This is a genomic window from Ruegeria sp. I1 (assembly GCF_056532675.1).
Genome location: NZ_JBQFNM010000008.1, coordinates 124,358 through 147,073, shown reverse-complemented (window position 1 = coordinate 147,073; position 22,716 = coordinate 124,358). Strand labels below are relative to the sequence as shown.

The following is a 22,716-nucleotide window of genomic DNA, read 5'->3' as shown; positions in this document are numbered from 1 at the left end:
CGATGACGCGACCGTTTGACTACTTCATTATACTGGCCGCCATGCGCACAGGCTCGAACCTGCTTGAGGCCAATCTGAACGCACTCGAGAGCATCACCTGTCATGGAGAAGCCTTCAACCCGCACTTCATTGGTCGCGTCAAAGCGCAGGATGTATTGGGCATAACGTTGGAACAAAGGGATAAGGATCCCGCACAGCTGATAGAGGCGATGTGCTCTGACGCAAATGCGTTGAACGGCTTCCGATATTTTCAGGACCATGATCCCAGGGTGCTGGAGCCAGCCCTGAATGATCCACGTTGTGCCAAGATCATTCTGACCCGCAATCCGCTGGACAGCTATCTGTCGCTCAAGATCGTGCGCAAAACCAAGCAGTGGCAGCTAAAGAACATCAAACGACGGCTTGAGGCCCAAGTTGACTTCGACGGGCGCGAATTTTCGGACTATCTGGATGGGCACTATGGGTTTCAGTCCCGCCTGCACGCCCATCTGCAACGCACTGGTCAGGCCGCGTTCTACATTGATTACAACGACCTGACCGATCTGAGCATTCTGAACGGCCTGGCCGCCTGGCTTGGGGTTTCGTCAAGGCTGGGCCAATTGGATGACCGGCTGAAACCGCAGAACCCGACACCGGCCGTGTCCAAAGTCACCAACCCGGATGAAATGCAAAAAACACTATCCAGGCTGGACCTGCTCTCCATCACCCGCGGCCCAAACTTCGAGCCCAAGCGCGATCCTGCAGTGAGTGGATACATCCTCGCAGCCAAAACTCCGCTGATCTACATGCCCCTGAATGGTGGTATCGATCCGGTTGTGCAGCACTGGATGGCCGCGCTGGACGGTGTGGGTGCCGATGAATTGCGCACTGAACTGACGCCCGACATGGTTCGCGATTGGATGCGATCTTCGCCCGGTCATCGCAAATTCACGGTGCTACGCCATCCCTTGGCGCGCGCGCATAGCACGTTCTGCACCCATATCCTGAACAAAGGGCCGGAGTGTTATGAAGACCTCCGCACGCAATTGCGCAATCGGTTCAAACTGCCGATCCCCGGTCAGGTGCGCGAAAAGAACTATTCCAAAGACCAGCACTATGAAGCATTTTCTGCCTTCCTGACCTTTCTGCGCCACAACATTGCGGGCCAAACCCCAATCCGCGTGGATGCAAGCTGGTGCACCCAGGCGCAAGCACTAGAGGGGATATCAACCTTCGCGATGCCTGACCTGATCCTGCGCGAGGATGAGTTGCCAACCACCCTGCCCGATCTGGCGCGGATCATGGGCCATGACAATCCGCCAGCGCCGGGTACCAGCGCAGCGGAAACTCCGTTTTCACTGAATCAGATCTGCGATGACAGGTTGCAGGCGCTGGCAGCTGAAACCTACCAGCGCGACTTTGATCAATTCGGGTTTGGCGAATGGCGCCCGGTCAGGCCCGCAGGGTGATCAACGTCCCCCGATTGACCATCGCGTAGATCTCTTCCATCTCGTCATTCTTGACCGCGATGCAGCCCGCCGTCCAATCCGGCGTCTTTTTCGCGCGCTTGAATTCTGACCGCAGGTTCGGCTGGCCGTGGATAAAGATATCCCCGCCCGGATCGACTCCGGCGGCTTTGGCCTTGGCGATATCAGCCGAGTTTGGATAGGAAATCCCCAGCGACAGATGATACCGGCTGCGCGGGTTACGGCGGTCGATCAGATATGTGCCCTCGGGCGTGCGCCCATCGCCACGCTTGGTTTTGGTACCTCTGGGCGCAAAGCCCAGATCGACATCATATTGTCGAAGTATCTGTTCGTTGTGCAGAAGATACAGCTTCCGCGCACCCTTGTTGACGACCAAAGAGGTCACCTCGGGCCCATTGTAAGATAGAATTCTAGGGCTGGCTGAGGCACAAGCCGAAAGGCTTAGCGTAGCCATCGCACCCAATCCAAATGCTCGACGATCCATGTTTCACTGCCTGCTACTCTGGTTTTTTTTGGCTATTATGCCAAAAAATCAAAAAACTGAAATCACTTTTTGATGTTCGATTGCTCAATTAAGCGGCGTTCGATGGCTTCCAGCCGCTCAAGTACCTCATCACGGTAGGCATCGGTTTTGACCTCATCCTCGGCATGATGCGCATCCTGCATCGAGTTTACGATCAGACCAACCAGCAGGTTCACCACCGCGAAGGTCGTCACCATGATGAACGGAACAAAGAAAAGCCATGCGTAGGGATACACTTCCATCACGGGGCGGACGATGCCCATGGACCAGCTTTCCAGCGTCATGATCTGGAACAATGTATAGGCTGACAGGCCCAGATCGCCGAACCAGTTTGGGAAGCTTTCCGAGAACAGCTTGGTCGAGATCACCGAGCCGATATAGAACAGGATCGCCATCAGCAGGAACACACTGGCCATACCCGGTAAGGCCGAGATGAAGCCTTCGACCACCCGGCGCAGGCGCGGTGCAACCGAAATGACGCGCAACACCCGCAGTATCCGCAGCGCCCGCAGAACCGACAGGCTGCCAGCACTGGGCACCAAAGCGATCCCCACGATCACAAAATCGAACAGATTCCAGCCGCTTTTGAAAAAGTTGCGCCCTGTCGCCACCAGTTTCATCGCAATCTCAGCAACGAAAATGGCAAGGCAAAGCTTATCAAGCGTCACAATCAGCGGGCCTGCGATCTCCATCAAGGTCGGAGAGGTTTCCATACCCAACAGCACGGCGTTGAACATGATCACACCGGTGATGAAACGCCCAAACATGGGTGTTTCGATGATGTGCTGCAATCGCTGTCGAAAGCCCATGTTCGCTGTCTCCTCAGGATGCGGGGTTCAACACAAACCGCGCGGCCAGTTCCGTATGTGATGACCACCGAAATTGGTCAACAACCTGTACCCATTCAAGGGTGTAGCCGGCGTTGACAAGCATTTTTGCATCGCGCGCGAAGGTCACCGGGTTACAGGACACATAAGCGATCACTGGGCGCAGCGCTTGTGCCAGTTCAGCCACCTGCGCCTCTGCCCCCGCGCGTGGTGGGTCCAGAATGACCGCATCAAAGGCCTTCAACTCATCGGGCATCAATGGGCGGCGAAACAGATCGCGCGCCTCGGTCGTGACGCGCTTCAACCCCGTCGCCCTGCGCCAGCCCTGATCCAGTGCTTGGGCCATCGCGGCTTCGCCCTCAACTGCATGAACCTCGGCCGTCTGAGCCAGTGGTAATGAAAACGTCCCGCTGCCCGCGAACAGATCAGCAACGCGCTTGGCACCTTGCGTTGCCTCCAAAACAGCACGTGTTAGAGCCTGCACACCATCCTTCGTCGCCTGCAGGAACGCGCCCGGAGGTGGTGTGACCTCCGCCTGCCCGAACCGCTGAATTGGGGGCTGGCGCATGGCGATGACCTCACCATCCCAGCTGAGCCGGGCAAGCCCGTGCTTTTCAGTCGCTTGCGCAAGAGCCAGTTCCAACGGCCCATCCAGCGGTTTGCCACCCGCAACCGCAACATCCAGCCCGCCGTCGGACAAGGTCAGTGTCACGGCCAGAACGCCCTTGCGGCTGCCGCCCAGCATCGCAAGCGCCTCGGCCACGGGAATACCGGCGATCAATGCGGGATCAAGCAGATGGCAATCCGGGATTTCTGTGATTACGTCAGATGCGCGCCCGTGAAACCCGGCCAGCATCCCCTTTTTGGTCCGACGCACTGCGATTGTCGCACGACGGCGTGAGCGTTCGGGCGAGATATGGATTGGACGCATGGGCGCCTCCAACCCCTGTGCGGACAGCGCGGTTCGGACAACATCCACCTTCCAATCAGCAACAAAAGCGTCCGATGCATGCTGCAGCTGGCACCCGCCGCAGGCTTTGTAATGGCGGCAAGGCGCTTTCACGCGTTGGTCCGATGGAGTTTCCACGCGGATGTCCGATAGAAACTGACCCAGCAACGTACCCGAAACCACCTCACCCGGAAGGGTGCGGGGCGCATAGACCGGGCCGTCGGCGATGCCGTCGCCCTGATGGCCAAGCCGGTTTATGGTGTAGATTTCCGTCATACCGGGCCTGATAACGGGGGTTTGGCCGCAACAAAACCCTTATTCGGCGGCTTCTGCCTGAATGAAACCACCAGACTGGCGATGCCAGAACCGCGCATACAGACCGCCCTGGTCCAACAGCGCGTCATGCGTACCGGTTTCGACGATGCGTCCCTCATCCAGAACGACGATCCGATCCATTTCGCTGAGTGTGGACAGGCGGTGCGCAATGGCCAGAACGGTTTTGCCCTGCATCACGCGATGCAGCGCGGTTTGGATCGAGGCTTCGACCTCAGAATCCAACGCCGATGTGGCCTCATCCAGCACCAGGATCGGGGCATCTTTCAAAATGGCGCGGGCCAGTGCGATCCGTTGTCGCTGACCCCCACTGAGCTTCACGCCACGCTCACCCAGATGCGCATCATAGCCTTTGCGGCCCTGCGCATCCTCCAGACTCAGGATGAACTCATGCGCCTCGGCTTTTTCGGCTGCCTCGATCATTTCATCCTCGGATGCATCTGGGCGCCCATACAGGATATTTTCACGTGCGGACCGATTGAACATGGCCGTTTCCTGCGTGACCATGCCAATCTGACGGCGCAAACTGTCCTGCGTCACCTGCGAGATGTCCTGCCCATCGATGCTAATAACGCCATTTTCCCCATCGTAGAGCCTGAGTAGTAGCGAAACGAGGGTAGATTTGCCTGCCCCGGATGCCCCGACAATCCCAAGCTTTTCGCCCGGTTTAATGGTCAATTCCAGTTCTGAAACGCCCCCGATTTCCCGGCCGTAGGCAAAGCTGACGTCGTCAAATGTGATCGCGCCATGGGTCACTACCAGATCTTTGGCCTGCGATGCATCCTCGACCCGGTCGCGCTTGGCCAGGGTTTTCATCCCGTTCTCAATCTCACCAACATTGGCGTACAGCCCCATCAGCGTGAAGCTGACCCAACCAGTCATCTGCGAGATACGGACCGAAACAGCCCCTGCCGCCACGATATCACCGGTGGTCGCAACACCGCTCTGCCAAAGCCACAGCGTCGCCCCAATAAGCATCACGGGCAGCACACCCGCCAAAGTCATAAGAATGACCCGAAAGCTGGCCGAAAGTAGCCCGAACTCTAACGAACGCTCCCGCAGATCAACCATCGAATTGCGCGCTGCCTGATCCTCATGCCGGGCATGGGCAAACAGTTTGACCGTTTTGATATTGGTGATCGTATCGACGATTTGCCCCGACACCATTGCACGCGCACCTGCCCGTGCACCTGATCGTTTGCGGATACGCGGCAAATACCAACGCACCAGCAGAAAATAGACCGCCAACCAGGCAATAAAGGGCAGCATGACCAGAGGATGAATCGACCCTAACAAAAGCAAAGAGCCCACGAGAGAAGCCAAAGCAAAGACAATTGCGCTGATCGTTTCCGAGACGACCGAAGCCAGAGCTGTCGCGGTCTGAACCTGTTTTTGTGCAATCCGTCCTGCGAAATCATCGTCGAAGTACGTGACAGACTGGCCCAGCGTCCATCGGTTCAGCTTGGCCAGAACAAGTGGCGGGATATTCGGCATGACGACATAGTTGTTCGAGAAGGCCGAGAACCCGAAAAACACAGGCCGCAACAGCATAAAGAACGCAACGCCGCCCAAAATCATCCAAAGATTGCCACCAGTCAGAAACCCGTCCGGCCCGCTGGTCGTGGCCACATCGATGACGCGGCCCAGGATCCAAGCTGTTCCCGCCTCCATCGTACCGGCTGCTGCCGAGAAGAAGGCCGCGACAAAAAGCATGGGCCAGGCACCGGATAGCGCCCAGCGAATGAACGCCCCCAACGTTTGTGGTGGGGGCGTTTCGATGTTTTTGAACGGGTTGATGAGGTCAGCGACCCTCATTCAGCGGCCTCCGGGTTCATGAAGCCACCAGATTGTCGCGCCCAGAACTGCGCGTAAAGGCCGCCCTGCGCCAAAAGATCGGCATGCGCGCCTTCTTCGACGATCCGGCCCGCATCCATCACCAGAATACGGTCCATCTGCGCGATGGTGCTGAGCCTGTGGGCAATCGCGATCACGGTTTTACCTTGCATCATTCCGTAGAGGGTTTCCTGAATGGACGCTTCAACCTCGGAATCTAGGGCAGATGTCGCCTCATCCAACAACAAGATCGGCGCGTCCTTCAAAATCACCCTGGCAAGAGTCACCCGCTGCCGCTGACCGCCGGACAGTTTCACGCCCCGCTCACCCACATGCGCGTCATAGCCGGTCCGCCCCTGCGGGTCTTGCAGGTCAAGAATGAACTCATGCGCCTCGGCCTGTTTGGCAGCGGCGACCATCTGCTCTTCGGTCGCATCCGGACGACCATAGAGGATGTTGTCACGCACCGAACGGTGCAGCAACGCGCTGTCCTGCTGAACCATGCCGATATGCCCGCGCAAACTGTCTTGCGTGACTTGCGCGATGTTCTGATCGTCGATCAGGATCGCGCCCAGTTCGACGTCATAAAACCGCAAAAGCAGCTTAACTAGGGTCGATTTGCCTGCACCAGATCGACCAATCAGACCGATCTTTTCGCCCGGCTGAATGGTCAGGTTGATATGATCCAGACCACCCGTTTCACGACCGTAGTGGTGCGACAGATCGCGGATTTCGATCTGGCCCTTACTCAGCTGCAATGGCTTTGAAGCCGGTGCATCCAGCAGATCGATGGGCTGAGCAATCGTCTCCATCCCTTCGGCCACGATGCCAAGCTGGCGGAAGAAGCTGGTCAGCGCCCACATGATCCATCCGGTCATCGCGTTCAAGCGCAGGGTCAGCGCCGTTGCAGCCGCAACAACGCCAACCGAAGCGGTACCCTGCATCCAAAGAGCAATCGCCCAGCCTACAACCCCAACGATCAGAAAGCCGTTCAAAGTAACCAGAACCGCATCCATGATCGTGAATATCCGCATCTCGACCTGAAAGGTCCGACGCGTTTCCTCGATCGCTTCACGCGCATAATCCAGCTCCTGTCGGCCATGAGCAAACATCTTGACCGAGTGGATGTTGGTGTAGCTGTCGACAACCCGGCCCGTGACAGTCGAACGCGCATCAGATGCAGCCTGAGACGCGGGGCCGACTCGTTTCACCGTCCAGTGGACAAGCAGCCCATACAACGCAAACCAGATGAGCAAAGGGATCAGCAGGCGTGCATCAGCCGCATAAAGCAAGATCGCAGCACCAATCAAATAAGCCAGCGAGAATGAGATGGCGTCAAAGACCTGAAACACCACCTCGCCTGCCGCGGGCGGGGTTTGCATGATCCGGTTGGCAATGCGGCCTGCAAAGTCATTCTCGAACCAGCCAACGGACTGACGCAGAACGTGTTTATGCGCCCGCCAGCGGATCAGCGTACCAAAGTTCGGCAGGATCGTGTTGTTCAGCAGCAGCACATCGACCAGATGCAGCAGCGGACGCAACAGCAGGATAAAGCCTGCCATCAACAACAGCTCGGTCCCGTGGTTTTGCCAGACCTCTGCGGGGGTGCCCCCCAACAGGTCCACGACACGGCCCATATAGTAGATCAACCCGATCTCAACAGCAGCCACGATGATGGAAATCAGCGCAGCCCAAAAGAAAACCCGGAAAAATGGGCGCGAGTAATCCAGCATGAACGGCCACAGCCGTGTGGGTGGCTTATCGGTCTCACGATAGGCAACAAAAGGGTCAACAAGGTTTTCGAAATAGCGAAACATGGAGAGTGCTCCGATTGAGCAGAAATACAGACATGCGAAGAAGAATGGCGCCTGAACACCACCCTTTACGGGGAAAGTGCCCTGGCTTTAGCCGAACCAGATCCCGTAATACATTCGCATTCCTCCATCCATGAGTCTGCCGCACGTAACCACAAACAAAATCGTTTGTCATCCCTTTTTGAGACTTCACTTCAACCGGCCAGCAATTCCTCGCGGGTCAGGGTGAAGTCAGATGCGATCCACCGCGCCTCAAGCTCGGCCAGTTTCTTGCCCAGCGCGGGGCCGGTGAAGTTGGGGATCAGATCGGCGGCGCTGATCGGGAAACGTGCCGCTGCACCGTGATGGAGAGCTTGGCGCAAGTCCTCTGACCAGGGGTGTTCGAAGAAGGCACAGCGCAGCAAGGTTTCGTGCAGGCCTCCGTCGTCGCCGTAGCGATAGCCCAACTCTTCGATGCTGGTTGAGGCCTGCGCCTCCTCCCGCATTCGGGTCATGCGTTGCAGTTGCGCCCGGCTCAAGCGCAGTGTCGCGGCATCCTCGGGTGTGGCAATCGCGGCCAGCCGGCGCACCGGATCAGGCGCGGCACCGGCGGCCTGTTCTATAGCGATCAGCGGCGCCATGGCACGGTCATCCGCACCGGGCAACAGATGAGCCAAGACACCCGCGCTGCGCATCGCAGCCACCGAGGGCGCAGGGTCTGGCGCGCCTAGCAGTTTTATCAGCTCAGCCCCGACCCGTTCACGGGATAGCGTTGTCAGCCCATCCAGATTGGACGCAATCGCAGCGAGCGCATCGGCGTCAAATCCGGCATCGGCGTCGCCATACCAGGCGTGAAACCGGAAATAGCGCAGCGAGCGCAGATAGTCCTCGCGGATGCGGTTTTCGGCCGTTCCAATAAACCGCACGCGCCGCGCCTGAAGGTCAGGCAAGCCTGACAGCGGGTCCAGCACCGTGCCGTCGGGCTGCGCGTAGATCGCGTTCATTGTGAAATCGCGGCGCGCGGCGTCTTCTTCAACGGTGTCGGCAAAGTCCACAACCGCACGGCGGCCATCGGTTTCCACATCGCGTCGAAAGGTCGTGACTTCATGTGGGGTATGATCGCAAACGATGGTAATCGTGCCGTGTTCCAACCCCGTCGGAATCGCCTTAAGGCCAGCCTTTTGAGCCAGTTCCATCACCCGTTCGGGATGCGCATCCGTGGCAATATCAATATCCGAAACGGGCGCGCCCAGCAGGGCGTTGCGCACGCATCCGCCCACGAACAGGGCCTGCGCCCCTCCTGTGGTGAGGGCTTCACAAACCGCCTGAGTCGCCGGGTCCGAAACCCAAGGCGCGCTGATCTGCTTCATTCACTTACCCGTGCTGCAAGCCCGCGCAATATGCGAGCCGTCGCGCCCCAGATGTAATAAGGACCATAGGGAACAGCGAAGTATTTCCGCCGTTGGCCACGCCACCGGCGCGACTCGATCACATAATTCTCGGGCTTTAGCAGATGTGCAAGTGGAACTGAGAAAACCTCATCCACTTCGCCCGGCTCGGGCACTGGATCAAAACCTTGGCGGATGATGGCCACAACCGGGGTAACAGCGAACGAGGTCACCGTTTCATGGCTGGGTAGAAAGCCGATCACTTCGGGCAACTCTGGATGCAGGCCAATTTCCTCATGCGCTTCGCGCAGGGCGGCGGCGGTGATATCCGCGTCACCTTCATCCTGTTTGCCCCCAGGAAAGGCGATCTGGCCGGGATGGTGTTTCAAAGCCGATGACCGCTTTGTCAGGATCAAACGCGGCACATCCCCGGAAACTGAGATCGGCACCAGAACCCCGGCCGGACGCAATTTGCGCCCGGGGGGAAGTACAGTTTCAGGGTTCAGATCAAAATCACTGGACCCATGGCCCGGACGATGCAACGCCGCAGCAATCTGATCCGTCGGATCATGCACCGCTGGCGTCTTCCGCATCAAAACCAACCGTCGCGGGATCCAGCACATAATGCGCCCCGCAAAACTGACAATCGGCAGTAACCTTGCCTTCGGGCGTCGTCATCTTTTCAATGTCCCTAGCCGAATAGATCGATAAGCTTTGACGTACGCGTTCTTCCGAACAGGTGCAGCCAAACTGTACCATCTGCGCGTCATAGACGCGTGGGCTTTCTTCGTGAAACAGGCGGATCAACAGATCGGTCGGCGCGATGGATGGGCCGATCAGTTCCAGATCATCAACCGTATCCAGAAGGATGTTGACCCGGCCCCAGTTTTCACCTTCTTCGCCGTCGACCAGATCGTTGGCGGTGAGGATTTCACCCGTCCCCTCACCCGAGGCCGCAAAGGGCGAAGCTTTGGGCATGTGCTGCAACATGATCCCGCCGGCGCGCCAATGCTCACCCACTTCAGGTTCGGTCGATTTGCCGAAGCTCAGCGAGAAACGGGTTGGCAGCTGTTCGGATTGGGCGAAATATGCCTCGGCCGAGGCGCTGATCGACGCTCCGTCCAACGGAGTAATGCCCTGATAAGGCTGCGTGCCTTCGCCCTGATCGATCATGATCGCAAAATACCCTTCGCCCACCTGATCAAAGGGGGCGCTGTTGGTCAGTCGATCCCGGTCAAAGTTGGCATAGGCGCGAATACGTGCGGGTTCACCTTCGACAGTGGGCGCATAATAATCGGTTGCGATCATGCGCACCGCGCCCTTGGATTGAACCTGCAACGACAGCTTCCAGCGCAGCGACACGGTCTGGCCGATCAATGCGGTCAGCAAGGCCATCTCGGCCACCAGCGCCTCGACCTGTTCGGGATAGTCATGCTGCTTCAGGATGCCATCCAGCACCCCGTCCAGGCGGGCGACGCGGCCACGCATGTCGGACACATCAAGTTGAAAGGGCAGGACGGTATCGTCCCACGCGATTTTTGTTCCAAGAGACATGGGGTTTCCTTACACGCCACAGGTTGGCATACCGGCACCATATAGGTCACAGAGTTTGGGTTGTAAGGGGCCATACATGATCAGACGGTTTGGTGAAAGCCCTGAACCCGGGCGATCCTATACGCGCAGGGTGGGCGTTTATGCGTTGCTTCCGCGTGAAAAGCACCTGCTTTTGACCTGCCAGACCGAACCGGGGCCAGATCTGCAGCTGCCGGGCGGTGGTATTGATCCCGGCGAATCGCCCATTACCGCGCTGCATCGTGAGGTTTATGAGGAAACCGGATGGCGCATCGCCTCGCCGGAACGCGTCGGCGCCTTTCGCCGCTTCACTTATATGCCCGAATACGATTTATGGGCCGAGAAGGTCTGCCTGATTTACCGCGCCCGCCCTGTCCTGCAATTGGGCCCGCCAACCGAAGCCTTTCACGAGGCGCTTTGGATGCACAGCGCGGATGCGGTTGAGCTGCTGGGAAATGACGGCGACCGCCACTTTGCAGCCCAGCACCTGAACGGTCTTTAGTGCCCGTTATATTCAAAAAATACCGCCGAAACGTCGTCTCCCATGCCTTCGTTGGGCGGCATGCGCTGGGTCAGCCGCCAGAACATATCATCCAGAAATTCTGATCCACCCTGGCCAGACGCACAGTCCAACGCCATTTCACGTAGACCCTCCTCCTCCAGCAGCCCGCCTTCTGCCAGGTGACATTCCGTGAAACCATCGGAATGCAGCAAAAGCCGGTCACCCGGATTCAGCTTTGTTTCAATCTGCTGAAAACTCGCATCTGGGATCAATCCGATGGGAAGGCCGCCATCGCCAAGATATTCGGTGCTGCCATCCTGCCTCAGCAGCAAGGGGTGCGGATGTCCGGCCTGCACCATTTTCATATGCCCGCTACGCAGATCCACAATGGCGTAGACCATTGTGAAATACTCCTCGATCCCGGTGTCCACCATCAAACGTGAATTGAGCGTTTCGGCCACTTGCTCCGGCGGCAATAACGCGTAGAACTTGTCCATTCGTTTCTCCAGCGCCAAATTCTGATCGAAATGCTGGCTGGACAGATAGCCACCAAGCCGCGCGGTCATCATCGCTGACGTGATCCCGTGGCCCGAGACATCGATGCTGTAGAATCCCAGGCGGTTCGGACCGGGCGAGAACATGCCCACCAGATCGCCGCCAATGTGACCGCAGGGCTTCAACAACAGACTGACCCGGGAAACACCGAACTCTCGCGTCAATTCCGGGACCAGTGATTCCTGTATTTTTCGGGCCTGTTTCAGGTCTTTGTCGATCGCATCATGGGCCAGCTTCAGCTCGTCGAGAGCAGATTCGATCAGGCGGTTCTTATCCGAAAGCTCTCTCTGCATATCCAATATGCGTGCCCCGGCAGAGATACGTGCCCGCAGCTCATCAGCCTCTAGCGGCTTGATTAGAAAATCATCCGCCCCGGCATCCAGCCCACGCGCGACTTCCTGCTTTTCGCTTTTCGATGTCAGAAGAATGAAATAGCTGTAGTGTTCAGAATCGAGCGCGCGAAAATCACGGCAGAACTCCAGTCCACTCATGCCTGGCATCACCCAATCGCTGAGCACGAGATCAGGTGCAAATTCAGCGCAAAGCTCAAGAGCCTTTTCACCGTTGTCTGCCTCAAGCACCTCAAATCCCCATTTCTTGAGCGAGGCCACAAGAATGCGCCTTTGCAGGCGGCTGTCATCCACGACCAGCACCTTTCGGATCGCACCGAAATCCAGTTCAGAACCGGCTTGTTCAAGACTTAGTGCTGACACCCTTTAACCCCAGGCTTCCTTCTTCAGGGACGCGGCAAACCTATCGCGCTGGGGTTTAACATCCCGTGAAGGCGCTATGGTCTTTGGCCTTAACCGCACATTTACCGGACATGCGTTAGCAAAGATCACCCTTATTCCGATTCAGGAGGATGACGATGATCCACTGGCCGCGAGTCAGACAATTGCGGGACGAGGTCGGCGCAGATGAAATTGATGAGGTCATCGAAATCTTTCTGGACGAGGTGCAGGAAGTGATCGCGCGCCTGCATGCCGATACCGAACGACTTGAGTTGGAACAGAACCTGCATTTCCTCAAAGGCAGCGCCATGAGCTTGGGCTTCAATCAGTTCTCGAAACTCTGTCAGGATGGCGAGCGCCGGGCTGCCGCCGGGCAAGCGGCAGAGGTGGATCTAACCGAAATCCTGGCCGTTTATGACGCATCCAAATCTGTGTTTCAGGCCGAATTACCTAGCAATCTGACCTAAATCACGAACTGTGCCAGCGTCTCATCTTCGGTGATGTCGGTATAGGTAAACCCGGCCTCATCCAGATGCGCAAACAGGCGCGCAAAATTCTCGGGCTTGCGGGTTTCGATCCCGATCAGGACTGACCCGAAGTTGCGCGCGGATTTCTTCATGTATTCAAACCGGGCAATGTCATCCTCGGGGCCTAGGATGTTCAGGAACTCTTTCAACGCGCCAGGGCGCTGCGGCAGGCGCAAAATGAAGTATTTCTTGACCCCGGAATAGCGCTGCGCGCGCTCCTTGACCTCGGGCAGGCGTTCAAAATCGAAATTGCCGCCCGAGGTCACGCAAACAACAGTTTTGCCGCGAATAAAGCTTTGCACATCTGCAATCGCTTCGATGGCCAGGGCGCCTGCGGGCTCTAGCACGATGCCTTCGACATTCAGCATCTCGATCATGGTGGTGCAGATACGATCCTCAGATAGAACCAGCACATCTGACAGATGCCGTGATTTCAGCAATTCGAACGGCTTGGCCCCGATCTTCCCAACCGCCGCACCATCGACGAAATTGTCCACGTGATCCAACGCCACCGGATGCCCCGCCGCCATCGCCGCATGCAGACAGGCACCGCCCTTGGGTTCGACAAACAGGCAATGGGTGCGATCCCTGAACCAGGTCGCCACTCCAGCGGACATACCACCGCCACCCACAGGCAGCAGCACATGGTCAGGTACCCGACCCAACTGTTCTTCGATCTCGACCGCCAAGGACGCCTGACCTTCGATCACATCCTCATCGTCAAAAGGCGACAGGAAATGACCGCCCTGTGCGGCACACCATGCCTGTGCCGCGGCCAGAGTGTCATCGAAATAGTCCCCGGTCAGGTGAATCTCGATGTTGTCACCGCCAAAGATGCGGGTTTTCTGGATTTTTTGCTGCGGCGTCGTCACCGGCATGAAGATCACGCCCTTCACGCCCAAATGCTTGCACATATAGGCCACGCCCTGCGCGTGATTGCCCGCGCTGGCGCAAACGAATAGCTCCTGCCCTTGCTGTTTGCGCATCGCATTGAACGCGCCGCGAATCTTGTAGGATCGCACCGGGCTGAGGTCTTCGCGCTTAAGCCAAATGTCTGCGCCATAACGGTCGGACAAATGCGCGTTTCGCTGCAACGGTGTCGCCGGGAACACGGTACGCATCGCCTGTTCGGCGGTTCGGGCACGGGTCATAAAGTCAGTCATGCCCGTTTCAGTGGCCTATCCCGACTAAAAGGGCAAGGAATACATATGTGTACGACGTGTTCGACCTCGTATGTTCAAAATAGGTATCCTACCCCGTCCAGGCACCGTTTTTGGGTGCGTCTTTGCAATTCCAACGCGCGGTCAACGCACATAACTTGCCCCCGCGTTCAAAACCCGCTAGGGGCCAGTCGTTCTACGCATAAAGGGAAATCAGATGTCCGCGCCCAAGAAAGTTGTTCTGGCCTATTCCGGTGGCCTTGATACCTCGATCATTCTGAAATGGCTGCAGACCGAGTATGGCTGTGAGGTTGTGACCTTCACCGCCGATCTAGGTCAGGGCGAGGAGCTGGAACCCGCTCGCCAGAAGGCCGAGCTGCTGGGGATCAAGCCCGAGAACATCTATATTGAGGATATCCGCGAGGAATTTATCCGCGACTTCGTCTTCCCGATGTTCCGTGCCAATGCGCAATACGAAGGTCTGTATTTGCTGGGCACCTCGATCGCGCGGCCTCTGATTTCGAAACGTCTGGTCGAGATTGCCGAGGCCACTGGTGCTGACGCCGTCGCCCACGGCGCAACCGGCAAGGGCAACGATCAGGTGCGGTTCGAACTGGCGGCTTACGCGCTCAACCCCGACATCAAAGTCATTGCGCCGTGGCGTGAATGGGACCTGTCTAGCCGCACCAAGCTGTTAGAATTTGCCGAACAGAACCAGATTCCGATTGCAAAAGACAAACGCGGCGAAGCTCCGTTCTCTGTCGACGCAAACCTGCTGCACACCTCATCCGAGGGCAAAGTGCTGGAAGACCCCGCCGATATGGCACCCGACTATGTCTATCAGCGCACCGTCCACCCCGAGGACGCGCCGAATGAGCCCGAATTCATCGAGATCGGTTTCGAAAAAGGTGATGCGGTCAGTATCAATGGCGAGGCGATGAGCCCGGCCACTATCCTGACCAAGCTGAACGAGTATGGCGGAAAGCACGGCATCGGTCGTCTCGATCTGGTCGAAGGCCGGTTCGTTGGCATGAAGTCGCGCGGCATCTACGAAACTCCGGGCGGCACCATCCTGCTGGAAGCACACCGTGGGATCGAATCCATCACCATGGACCGTGGCGCGATGCACCTGAAAGACCAGCTGATGCCGCAATATGCGGAACTGATCTATAACGGCTTCTGGTACTCACCCGAGCGCGAAATGCTGCAGGCCGCCATCGACAAATCGCAAGAACATGTCACCGGAACCGTACGGGTGAAACTGTACAAAGGTCTGGCCTCGACCGTGGGCCGCTGGTCGGATCATTCGCTCTATTCCGAGGCGCATGTGACCTTTGAGGAAGACGCTGGTGCCTACGATCAAAAAGACGCGGCAGGCTTTATCCAGCTAAACGCGCTGCGCCTGAAACTGCTGGCAGCGCGCGACAAGCGGCTTAGCAAGTAAGCCGTCCCAGAACAATTTGGAAACCCGGCAATCCTTTGGATGCCGGGTTTTTTATATGCTGCTTCCCGTAGGGTCAGGCTTGCCTGTTGGGTCTGGATATCTTTACGCCTGCGTCAACCAAGAAGGGACGCTCAATGCTGCAAGATATCGCCGACGGAATTCAAAAAGGGCTGAACGGCAAAAGCTTTGATGGCTCGCTCAAGTTCGATTGCGGCGAGGCGGGTGTCATCGTGCTGGCCGACAATCAGGCCAGTACGCTGGATCGGGAAACCGACTGCACGATCCGGATTTCACAGGACAACCTGACCAAATTGCTGACTGGTAAGCTGAATCCGGTGACCGGCGTGGCCATGGGCAAGCTCAAGATTTCGGGCAATATGGGCGTTGCGATGAAGCTGGGGCAGCTGCTGGGATAGACGATAAAATCGTCTCACCAGCGCGTGACAATCGATGTCAGCGCATTGCAAGGCGAGGCATCTACGGGCAGCTTGGTCTCGGAAGGAGACCTGCCATGACCCGGACTGCTTATCTCGATTGTATAAAACCCTCCTTACTTTTTGTGCTAATCTTGCTGGCGGCACTACTGCGCGCCCTGCCGGGTTCTGCCGCAGAAACCGAAACGCTAACGGTCGCCGGCGGGTGTTTCTGGTGTGTCGAATCCGATTTTGAAACGGTACCCGGCGTAATTGGTGCGGTGTCCGGTTATACCGGTGGCACCACCGCCAACCCCAGCTACAAGGACGTGACCAAGGGCGAAACCGGCCATTATGAGGCGGTTCAGATCACCTTTGATCCCAGCAAAGTCTCTCGGGATACCTTGCTGGACATGTTCTTCCGTTCTGTTGATCCCACCGATGCAGGCGGACAGTTCTGCGACCGGGGTGACAGCTATCGCACAGCTATTTTCGTCTCTAACACAGGCGAAAAAGCCTTAGCCGAGCAAGCAAAGGCTGAGGCCCAATCCGCGCTCGGCCAAACCGTTGTGACGCCCATTCTACAGGAAACCACCTTTTATCCGGCCGAAGCCTATCATCAGGATTACTATAAGGGCGAAAAGGTTGTGTTCACCCGCTTTGGGCCCAAGCGCCAAAAGAACGCCTATAAGGCTTATCGCAAAGCCTGCGGTCGGGACGCGCGGGTCAAACAGCTTTGGGGTACAGATGCACCGTTTGCCGGGTCCTAATCGAACTGCGCGTCGCGCACCTCCCGCAGGTCCGGAATAACATCCGCCGTGCCGTGCCGTGTCACCATCAAGGCAGCGGCGCGGTTGGCTTGCAGAATTGCCTGTTCCATCGGCATACCCCGATCCATTCCCGCCAGCACGTAGCCGGTGAAAGTATCGCCTGCCCCGGTTGTATCCACGGCCTGCACCTTATGCGCAGCAAAATCGACCGGATCGCAGCCTTGCTGTAGATACCGCGCGCCCTTGGACCCAAGCGTCACGATCACATGTCGTACAGGCAGTTCGGCCGCACTTAGACCTGTTTCCTGTTTCAACTGTTCGGCTTCAACCTCATTCAGGATTAGGAAATCCAGATAGGGCAGCACGGCCTGAACCGCCTCAGCCTCGAACGGGGCAGCTGCATAGCAGACGGTCAGACCAAGCTCGCGCGCCATGCGGGCGGCCTCGACCTGTGCGTTGGTTTCATTCTGAAAAACAAGCAGATCGCCGGTGTTGGCAGACGCAAGCGCCTGCCCGATCTGCCCATCTTCAAGCGCGTGATTGGCGCCCGGATACAGAATGATCAGGTTCTCACCCTGCGCATCGACCGCAATGATGGCATGACCCGTGGGGCTGCTGGCCTCAGCAATAAACCGCGTATCGACACCATATTCCGTCAACCGCTCCTGTGCCCAGCGCCCATCCGCACCGACCGCTCCGATATGGCTGACGCGTGATCCCGCCCGCGCGGCAGCCACCGACATATTGGCGCCCTTGCCACCCAGAAACTTCTCGAGCCCGCTAGCCGCCAGAGTTTCCCCCGGCGCAGGCAGATGCGGCAAGGCATAGACCATATCCGCGTTGATCGAGCCGAGGTTCCAGATTGTCATTGCTTACCCAATCTCACACGAGGCCAGAATGGCCATGTTCAGGATATCATTGGCTGTTGAAACCGTCGAACAAATCTGAATTTGCTTACCTATGCCGGACAAGATCGGGCCTATCACAGTGGCCCCGCCCATTTCCTGCATCAACTTGGTTGAAATGCTGGCTGAATGGCGCGCAGGCACGATCAGAATGTTGGCCGGGCCGGTGAGGCGCTGAAACGGATACGCCTCCTGCTGGTCCACATTCAGCGCGACATCGACGGTCATCTCACCTTCGTATTCGAAATCCACGCCGCGCTGATCAAGCACTGCGGGTGCCACATGCATTTTCTCGGCCCGCTCTGACACTGGATAACCAAAGGTCGAAAAGCTGACAAAGGCCACCCGAGGCTCTATCCCCATGTGGCGGGCCACGGCTGCGGCGCGCTCAGCGATATTGGCCAGATCGTTTTCGTCCGGCCATTCATGAACCAACGTATCACCGATCAGAACAATCCGCCCCTTGTGCAACAGCGCGGTTACACCCGCAGCGCCGTGTTGGGCGTCAGCGTCAAACACGTGGTTGATCCGATCCAGCACATGTGCCGATTTTCGGGTTGCCCCGGTGACCAAACCGTCACCATGTCCATGGGCCAGCATGAGGGACGAGAACACGTGCCGGTCCCGCGCCGCCAGACGATGAATATCCTTGTGATCAAAGCCTTTACGTTGAAGGCGTTGATAGAGGAAGTCTTTGTAGCTGTCCAAATGCGTGGTGTTGGCCGCGTTCACGACCTCAAGCTCGCGCACCGCATCGCCCAATCCAGCTGCTTCCAGCTTTTGCTTCACATCGTCTTGGCGACCAACCACCATCGCCTTGCCGAAGCCAGAACGCTGATACATCACAGCTGCGCGCAGCACGCGTGGATCGTCGCCCTCGGCAAAGATCATCCGGCTTTGCGCCTGACGGGCACGGGCGTTCAGGCCGCGCAGGATGCTGGCGGTCGGATCCATGCGGGATTTCAGGCTCAGCTCATAAGCGTCCATGTCGATGATCGGACGGCGGGCCGCGCCTGTGTCCATCCCGGCCTTCGCCACAGCGGGTGGGATACGGTGGATCAGGCGCGGGTCAAAGGGCGTCGGGATGATGTAATCGCGGCCAAAGGTCAGCGATTTGCCGTAGGCCATTGCAACCTCATCCGGCACATCCTCACGCGCCAGACGGGCCAAAGCATGGGCACAGGCGATCTTCATCTCGTCATTAATGGCGCGTGCGTGGATGTCCAGCGCACCGCGAAACAGGTAGGGAAAGCCCAGCACGTTGTTGACCTGATTGGGATAATCGCTGCGGCCTGTGGCAACGATCGCGTCAACGCGGACCTCATGCGCCTCTTCCGGTGTGATCTCAGGGTCGGGGTTCGCCATCGCAAATATCACCGGATTATCGGCCATGCTGACAACCATATCCTGCGTCACGGCGCCCTTGACCGAAACGCCCAGGAACACATCCGCACCCTTCATGGCATCTTCCAGCGACCGCAGATCGGTCGAGATCGCATGGGCCGATTTCCACTGGTTCATCCCTTCGGTCCGGCCCTGATAGATCACGCCCTTTGTGTCACAGACGATGCAGTTCTCGTGCCGCGCGCCCATCGACTTGAGCAGCTCGATACAGGCGATCCCCGCAGCCCCCGCACCGTTCAGTACAATCTTAACGTCCTCGATCTTTTTGCCCGAAATATGCAGCGCGTTCAGCAGACCCGCCGCGCAGATCACAGCCGTGCCGTGCTGGTCATCGTGGAAGACGGGGATATCCATCTCTTCCTTCAGGCGCTGTTCGATGATGAAACACTCGGGCGCCTTGATATCTTCCAGATTGATGCCGCCAAAGGTCGGCCCCATCAACCGCACCGCGCGGCAGAACTCATCCGGGTCTTCGGTGTCCAACTCGATATCGATCGAGTTCACGTCCGCAAACCGTTTGAAGAGAACCGATTTCCCTTCCATCACCGGCTTCGAGCCCAGTGCACCAAGGTTACCCAGGCCCAGCACAGCTGTTCCGTTTGAGATCACAGCAACCAGGTTGCCCTTATTGGTATAGTCATACGCGGTCTCAGGTGCCTCGGCGATGGCTTCACATGGAACAGCGACGCCGGGGCTATAGGCCAGCGATAGATCGCGCTGCGTAGTCATGGGGACGGTGGCCTGCACTTCCCACTTGCCGGGGGTTGGGTCCAGGTGAAAGGCCAGCGCCTCTTCTTTGGTGATCTTCGCTTTGGGCATTTTGAACGTCGTTTCCATGACTTCGGGGCTGATGCCTCATAGCGCAGGCAGGCGCGCGCCTCAACGGGAATGAGTTTTCGGCTTTTACAGAAGATGCGGGGTTTGTAAGGTCGCGTCCGGAACACGCCAGAAGGGGGCCACTTTTGTCCACAGTCACGCCGATGATGGCGCAGTATCTTGAGATCAAAGAGGCCCATGCCGACGCCCTGCTGTTCTACCGTATGGGCGATTTCTACGAAATGTTCTTCGAGGATGCCGTCAATGCTGCCGAGGCGCTGGACATCGCCCTGACCAAGCGCGGCAAACACAATGGCGACGACATCCCGATGTGCGGTGTCCCGGTTCATGCGGCCGAGGGCTATTTGCTGACCCTCATCCGCAAAGGGTTCCGCGTGGCCGTCTGCGAACAAATGGAAAGCCCAGCCGAAGCGAAGAAAAGAGGCTCTAAATCGGTCGTAAAGCGCGATGTTGTGCGTTTGGTGACTCCGGGAACGCTGACAGAAGACGCCCTGCTTGAAGCCCGCCGCCACAACTTTCTGGCCACTTATGCTGAGGTCCGGGATGAGGCCGCACTGGCCTGGGCCGACATCTCGACCGGGGCATTTCATGTGATGCCTTTAACCTCCGTGCGCCTCAGTCCCGAGCTGGCCCGGCTCGCCCCTTCCGAGCTGATCGTTGCCGACGGGATGGAGCAATCGCTGAACGAAACCGTCCGCGACCTTGGGATTTCGCTGACGCCTGTCGGACGCGCAAGTTTCGACAGTACCGCGGCGGAAAAACGCATCTGCGAGCTGTTTCACGTGGGCGCGCTGGAGGCGTTCGGGTCCTTTGGCCGGGCCGAAGTGTCCGCGATGGGTGCCCTGATCGACTATCTTGAAATAACGCAGAAAGGCAAACTGCCCCTGCTGCAAACACCCCTTAAGGAGTCCGAGGACCGCGTGGTACAGATCGATGCCGCCACGCGCCGCAATCTGGAACTGACCCGGTCCCTGTCGGGCGGTCGCGCCGGATCGTTGTTGTCGGTGGTTGACCGCACCGCCACACCGGGCGGGGCACGGTTGCTGGAACAACGCCTCTCAAGCCCGTCCCGCAATTTGGATGTGATCCATACCCGTCTGGACGCTGTCAGCTTTGCCGCCGAAGACAGCCTGATCGCCTCGGACCTGCGCGAAGCCCTGCGCAAAACCCCCGATCTGGACCGCGCCCTGTCTCGCCTGTCGCTTGAACGTGGCGGGCCTCGCGATCTGGCCGCCATCCGCAACGGCCTGACCCAAGCCTCCGCAATTGCCGGCATCTGCGAAGGGCAGGATCTGCCGGTCCTGCTAGCAACCGCTTTGCAAAACCTTGTCGGCTTCGACGACCTTCTGAACTTGTTGGATGAGGCTTTGGTGGCCAACCCCCCCCTACTGGCCCGCGACGGAGGTTTCATCGCCCCCGGATTTGACTCCGAACTCGACGAAGCGCGCACCCTGCGCGACGAAGGCCGATCTGTCATCGCTGGGTTTCAGCAAAAATATGCGGAACACACCGGTATCACGTCGCTGAAGATCAAGCACAACAACGTGTTGGGCTATTTCATCGAAACAACGGCTACGCATGCCGAGAAGATGCTGAACCCGCCGTTCTCCGAGACCTATATCCATCGCCAAACCACCGCCAATCAGGTGCGGTTTACCACCGTCGAACTCTCGGAAATCGAAACCCGTATCTTGAATGCTGGAAACTTGGCGCTTGAGATCGAAAAGCGGCTCTATAAAAGGCTTTCTGGCGAAATTCTGGCCCTCGCCACCCGTATCAACCAGGCCGCCCGAGGGCTGGCCGAACTCGACCTGACCACAGCCCTTGCCGATCTTGCGCGTGGTGAGAACTGGTGCCGCCCACAGGTCGACACCTCGCGCGCCTTTGAGGTTCAGGGCGGACGCCACCCGGTAGTCGAACACGCGCTACGCCAGCAAAGCGGCGGTGCCTTCGTCGCCAATGATTGCGACCTCAGCGCCGAAGACGGGGCCGCCATCTGGTTGCTGACCGGTCCCAACATGGCCGGTAAATCAACCTTCCTCCGCCAAAACGCCTTGATCGCCCTACTCGCCCAAATGGGCAGTTACGTGCCTGCGGAACAGGCCCATATCGGCCTTGTCAGCCAGCTTTTCAGCCGCGTCGGAGCCTCTGACGACCTGGCTCGAGGCCGCTCGACCTTTATGGTCGAAATGGTCGAAACTGCCGCCATTCTGAACCAGGCCGATGACCGCGCCCTGGTCATTCTGGATGAAATCGGTCGCGGCACCGCCACCTATGACGGCCTCTCCATCGCCTGGGCCACATTAGAGCACCTCCACGCCGCCAACCAATGCCGCGCCTTGTTTGCCACGCATTACCACGAAATCACCGCGCTTGCCGGAAAGCTTAAAGGCGTCGACAACGCCACCGTCGCCGTGAAGGAATGGGAATGTGAGGTCATCTTCCTGCACGAGGTCCACAAAGGCGCCGCTGACCGATCCTATGGCGTGCAGGTCGCCCAACTGGCGGGCCTGCCTGCCTCAGTTGTTGAACGAGCCCGCATCGTATTGGATCAACTGGAAAAAACCGAACGTGAGGGCGGTAAACAAAAATCCCTGATCGACGACCTTCCGCTCTTCTCTGCCGCTCCACCACCGCCGCCTGCACCGAGAGCCTCACCGGTCGCGGACATGCTGAACGACATCCTGCCCGACGAGCTGACCCCCCGCGAAGCACTTGACCTGATCTACAAATTGAAAGAGGCGACCAAATCCTGACCGCCCCTTCTTCGGTTCAAAAATACCT

The 22,716-nt window shown here is 58.1% G+C and carries 19 protein-coding genes; 7 read left to right on the top strand and 12 right to left on the bottom strand.

All coding sequences use genetic code 11. The features are described 5' to 3' along the window. Positions 1 to 2: 2 nt before the first annotated feature. The gene (locus ACR0DH_RS15575) at positions 3 to 1,448 is read left to right on the top strand and encodes a nodulation protein NodH (protein ID WP_480550487.1); all 1,446 of its coding nucleotides are present in this window, start codon (positions 3 to 5) and stop codon (positions 1,446 to 1,448) included. Here the strand turns inward: ACR0DH_RS15575 and ACR0DH_RS15570 are convergent. The 8 genes from ACR0DH_RS15570 to hslO form a co-directional block, all read right to left on the bottom strand. Beyond that, on the bottom strand, positions 1,432 to 1,950 hold the full coding sequence (locus tag ACR0DH_RS15570; protein WP_480543680.1) for a L,D-transpeptidase family protein: 519 nt from the start codon (positions 1,948 to 1,950) through the stop codon (positions 1,432 to 1,434). The genes ACR0DH_RS15575 and ACR0DH_RS15570 overlap by 17 nt on opposite strands. A gap of 62 nt (positions 1,951 to 2,012) precedes the next feature. Then, positions 2,013 to 2,798: an ion transporter gene (locus ACR0DH_RS15565; RefSeq protein WP_480550485.1), complete on the bottom strand. Its 786-nt coding sequence runs from the start codon at positions 2,796 to 2,798 to the stop codon at positions 2,013 to 2,015. Positions 2,799 to 2,811: 13 nt separating this feature from the next. After that, a complete protein-coding gene (locus tag ACR0DH_RS15560) occupies positions 2,812 to 4,041 on the bottom strand; it encodes a class I SAM-dependent RNA methyltransferase (RefSeq protein WP_480550483.1) in 1,230 nt (409 codons plus the stop codon). A 39-nt stretch (positions 4,042 to 4,080) separates the two neighbouring features. After that, entirely contained in the window at positions 4,081 to 5,913 is a 1,833-nt protein-coding gene (locus tag ACR0DH_RS15555; protein ID WP_480550481.1) for an ABC transporter ATP-binding protein, read from the bottom strand. Continuing rightward, positions 5,910 to 7,748 (bottom strand): ABC transporter ATP-binding protein, encoded by a 1,839-nt coding sequence (locus ACR0DH_RS15550; protein ID WP_480550479.1) that lies wholly within the window; start codon positions 7,746 to 7,748, stop codon positions 5,910 to 5,912. Before ACR0DH_RS15550 ends, ACR0DH_RS15555 begins: the two co-directional genes overlap by 4 nt. A 191-nt stretch (positions 7,749 to 7,939) precedes the next feature. Further along, on the bottom strand, positions 7,940 to 9,094 hold the full coding sequence (locus ACR0DH_RS15545) for a CCA tRNA nucleotidyltransferase (RefSeq protein ID WP_480550477.1): 1,155 nt from the start codon (positions 9,092 to 9,094) through the stop codon (positions 7,940 to 7,942). Continuing rightward, the gene (locus ACR0DH_RS15540) at positions 9,091 to 9,705 is read right to left on the bottom strand and encodes a CoA pyrophosphatase (protein ID WP_480550475.1); all 615 of its coding nucleotides are present in this window, start codon (positions 9,703 to 9,705) and stop codon (positions 9,091 to 9,093) included. Before ACR0DH_RS15540 ends, ACR0DH_RS15545 begins: the two co-directional genes overlap by 4 nt. Then, the gene (gene hslO, locus ACR0DH_RS15535; RefSeq protein ID WP_480550473.1) at positions 9,680 to 10,666 is read right to left on the bottom strand and encodes an Hsp33 family molecular chaperone HslO; all 987 of its coding nucleotides are present in this window, start codon (positions 10,664 to 10,666) and stop codon (positions 9,680 to 9,682) included. Before hslO ends, ACR0DH_RS15540 begins: the two co-directional genes overlap by 26 nt. Positions 10,667 to 10,742: 76 nt before the next feature. On the opposite strand from hslO, the gene ACR0DH_RS15530 reads away from it, so the two are divergent. Continuing rightward, complete coding sequence (locus ACR0DH_RS15530) at positions 10,743 to 11,186, top strand: NUDIX hydrolase (protein WP_480550471.1); 444 nt, start codon at positions 10,743 to 10,745, stop codon at positions 11,184 to 11,186. On the opposite strand, the gene ACR0DH_RS15525 is transcribed toward ACR0DH_RS15530, so the two are convergent. Next, the gene (locus ACR0DH_RS15525; protein ID WP_480550469.1) at positions 11,183 to 12,454 is read right to left on the bottom strand and encodes a PP2C family protein-serine/threonine phosphatase; all 1,272 of its coding nucleotides are present in this window, start codon (positions 12,452 to 12,454) and stop codon (positions 11,183 to 11,185) included. The two genes, ACR0DH_RS15530 and ACR0DH_RS15525, sit on opposite strands and share 4 nt — an antisense overlap. Before the next feature lie 155 nt (positions 12,455 to 12,609). On the opposite strand from ACR0DH_RS15525, the gene ACR0DH_RS15520 reads away from it, so the two are divergent. Next, on the top strand, positions 12,610 to 12,939 hold the full coding sequence (locus ACR0DH_RS15520) for an Hpt domain-containing protein (protein WP_480550467.1): 330 nt from the start codon (positions 12,610 to 12,612) through the stop codon (positions 12,937 to 12,939). Here the strand turns inward: ACR0DH_RS15520 and ilvA are convergent. After that, complete coding sequence (gene ilvA, locus ACR0DH_RS15515; RefSeq protein ID WP_480550465.1) at positions 12,936 to 14,162, bottom strand: threonine ammonia-lyase IlvA; 1,227 nt, start codon at positions 14,160 to 14,162, stop codon at positions 12,936 to 12,938. The two genes, ACR0DH_RS15520 and ilvA, sit on opposite strands and share 4 nt — an antisense overlap. A gap of 214 nt (positions 14,163 to 14,376) precedes the next feature. Here ilvA and ACR0DH_RS15510 point away from each other — a divergent pair, with 214 nt between their 5' ends. From ACR0DH_RS15510 to msrA, 3 genes are all read left to right on the top strand, one after another. Continuing rightward, positions 14,377 to 15,603, top strand: coding sequence for an argininosuccinate synthase (locus ACR0DH_RS15510; protein WP_480550463.1), 1,227 nt, complete (start codon positions 14,377 to 14,379; stop codon positions 15,601 to 15,603). Positions 15,604 to 15,737: 134 nt separating this feature from the next. Continuing rightward, the gene (locus ACR0DH_RS15505) at positions 15,738 to 16,019 is read left to right on the top strand and encodes an SCP2 sterol-binding domain-containing protein (RefSeq protein ID WP_480550461.1); all 282 of its coding nucleotides are present in this window, start codon (positions 15,738 to 15,740) and stop codon (positions 16,017 to 16,019) included. A gap of 95 nt (positions 16,020 to 16,114) precedes the next feature. Next, positions 16,115 to 16,786: a peptide-methionine (S)-S-oxide reductase MsrA gene (msrA, locus tag ACR0DH_RS15500; protein WP_480543703.1), complete on the top strand. Its 672-nt coding sequence runs from the start codon at positions 16,115 to 16,117 to the stop codon at positions 16,784 to 16,786. On the opposite strand, the gene ACR0DH_RS15495 is transcribed toward msrA, so the two are convergent. After that, the gene (locus ACR0DH_RS15495) at positions 16,783 to 17,655 is read right to left on the bottom strand and encodes a ribokinase (protein WP_480550459.1); all 873 of its coding nucleotides are present in this window, start codon (positions 17,653 to 17,655) and stop codon (positions 16,783 to 16,785) included. The two genes, msrA and ACR0DH_RS15495, sit on opposite strands and share 4 nt — an antisense overlap. A 3-nt stretch (positions 17,656 to 17,658) precedes the next feature. Then, positions 17,659 to 19,914 carry an NADP-dependent malic enzyme gene (locus ACR0DH_RS15490; RefSeq protein ID WP_480550457.1) on the bottom strand — a complete coding sequence of 752 codons (2,256 nt, stop codon included), beginning with the start codon at positions 19,912 to 19,914 and terminating at the stop codon, positions 17,659 to 17,661. A 161-nt stretch (positions 19,915 to 20,075) separates the two neighbouring features. Here ACR0DH_RS15490 and mutS point away from each other — a divergent pair, with 161 nt between their 5' ends. Further along, a complete protein-coding gene (gene mutS, locus ACR0DH_RS15485; protein WP_480550572.1) occupies positions 20,076 to 22,688 on the top strand; it encodes a DNA mismatch repair protein MutS in 2,613 nt (870 codons plus the stop codon). The last annotated feature ends 28 nt before the right edge of the window (positions 22,689 to 22,716 follow it).

Bases quoted from the DNA above. Each gene is read 5' to 3' on its own strand.
- ACR0DH_RS15550 (WP_480550479.1), bottom strand. From the start codon at position 7,748: ATGTTTCGCTATTTCGAAAACCTTGTTGACCCTTTTGTTGCCTATCGT.
- ACR0DH_RS15530 (WP_480550471.1), top strand. From the start codon at position 10,743: ATGATCAGACGGTTTGGTGAAAGCCCTGAACCCGGGCGATCCTATACG.
- hslO (WP_480550473.1), bottom strand. From the start codon at position 10,666: ATGTCTCTTGGAACAAAAATCGCGTGGGACGATACCGTCCTGCCCTTT.
- ACR0DH_RS15510 (WP_480550463.1), top strand. From the start codon at position 14,377: ATGTCCGCGCCCAAGAAAGTTGTTCTGGCCTATTCCGGTGGCCTTGAT.
- ACR0DH_RS15545 (WP_480550477.1), bottom strand. From the start codon at position 9,094: ATGAAGCAGATCAGCGCGCCTTGGGTTTCGGACCCGGCGACTCAGGCG.
- mutS (WP_480550572.1), top strand. From the start codon at position 20,076: ATGATGGCGCAGTATCTTGAGATCAAAGAGGCCCATGCCGACGCCCTG.
- ACR0DH_RS15520 (WP_480550467.1), top strand. From the start codon at position 12,610: ATGATCCACTGGCCGCGAGTCAGACAATTGCGGGACGAGGTCGGCGCA.
- ACR0DH_RS15490 (WP_480550457.1), bottom strand. From the start codon at position 19,914: ATGCCCAAAGCGAAGATCACCAAAGAAGAGGCGCTGGCCTTTCACCTG.
- ACR0DH_RS15555 (WP_480550481.1), bottom strand. From the start codon at position 5,913: ATGAGGGTCGCTGACCTCATCAACCCGTTCAAAAACATCGAAACGCCC.
- ACR0DH_RS15495 (WP_480550459.1), bottom strand. From the start codon at position 17,655: ATGACAATCTGGAACCTCGGCTCGATCAACGCGGATATGGTCTATGCC.
- ACR0DH_RS15575 (WP_480550487.1), top strand. From the start codon at position 3: ATGACGCGACCGTTTGACTACTTCATTATACTGGCCGCCATGCGCACA.
- ACR0DH_RS15540 (WP_480550475.1), bottom strand. From the start codon at position 9,705: ATGCGGAAGACGCCAGCGGTGCATGATCCGACGGATCAGATTGCTGCG.
- ACR0DH_RS15565 (WP_480550485.1), bottom strand. From the start codon at position 2,798: ATGGGCTTTCGACAGCGATTGCAGCACATCATCGAAACACCCATGTTT.
- ACR0DH_RS15505 (WP_480550461.1), top strand. From the start codon at position 15,738: ATGCTGCAAGATATCGCCGACGGAATTCAAAAAGGGCTGAACGGCAAA.
- ACR0DH_RS15570 (WP_480543680.1), bottom strand. From the start codon at position 1,950: ATGGATCGTCGAGCATTTGGATTGGGTGCGATGGCTACGCTAAGCCTT.
- ACR0DH_RS15560 (WP_480550483.1), bottom strand. From the start codon at position 4,041: ATGACGGAAATCTACACCATAAACCGGCTTGGCCATCAGGGCGACGGC.
- msrA (WP_480543703.1), top strand. From the start codon at position 16,115: ATGACCCGGACTGCTTATCTCGATTGTATAAAACCCTCCTTACTTTTT.
- ilvA (WP_480550465.1), bottom strand. From the start codon at position 14,162: ATGACTGACTTTATGACCCGTGCCCGAACCGCCGAACAGGCGATGCGT.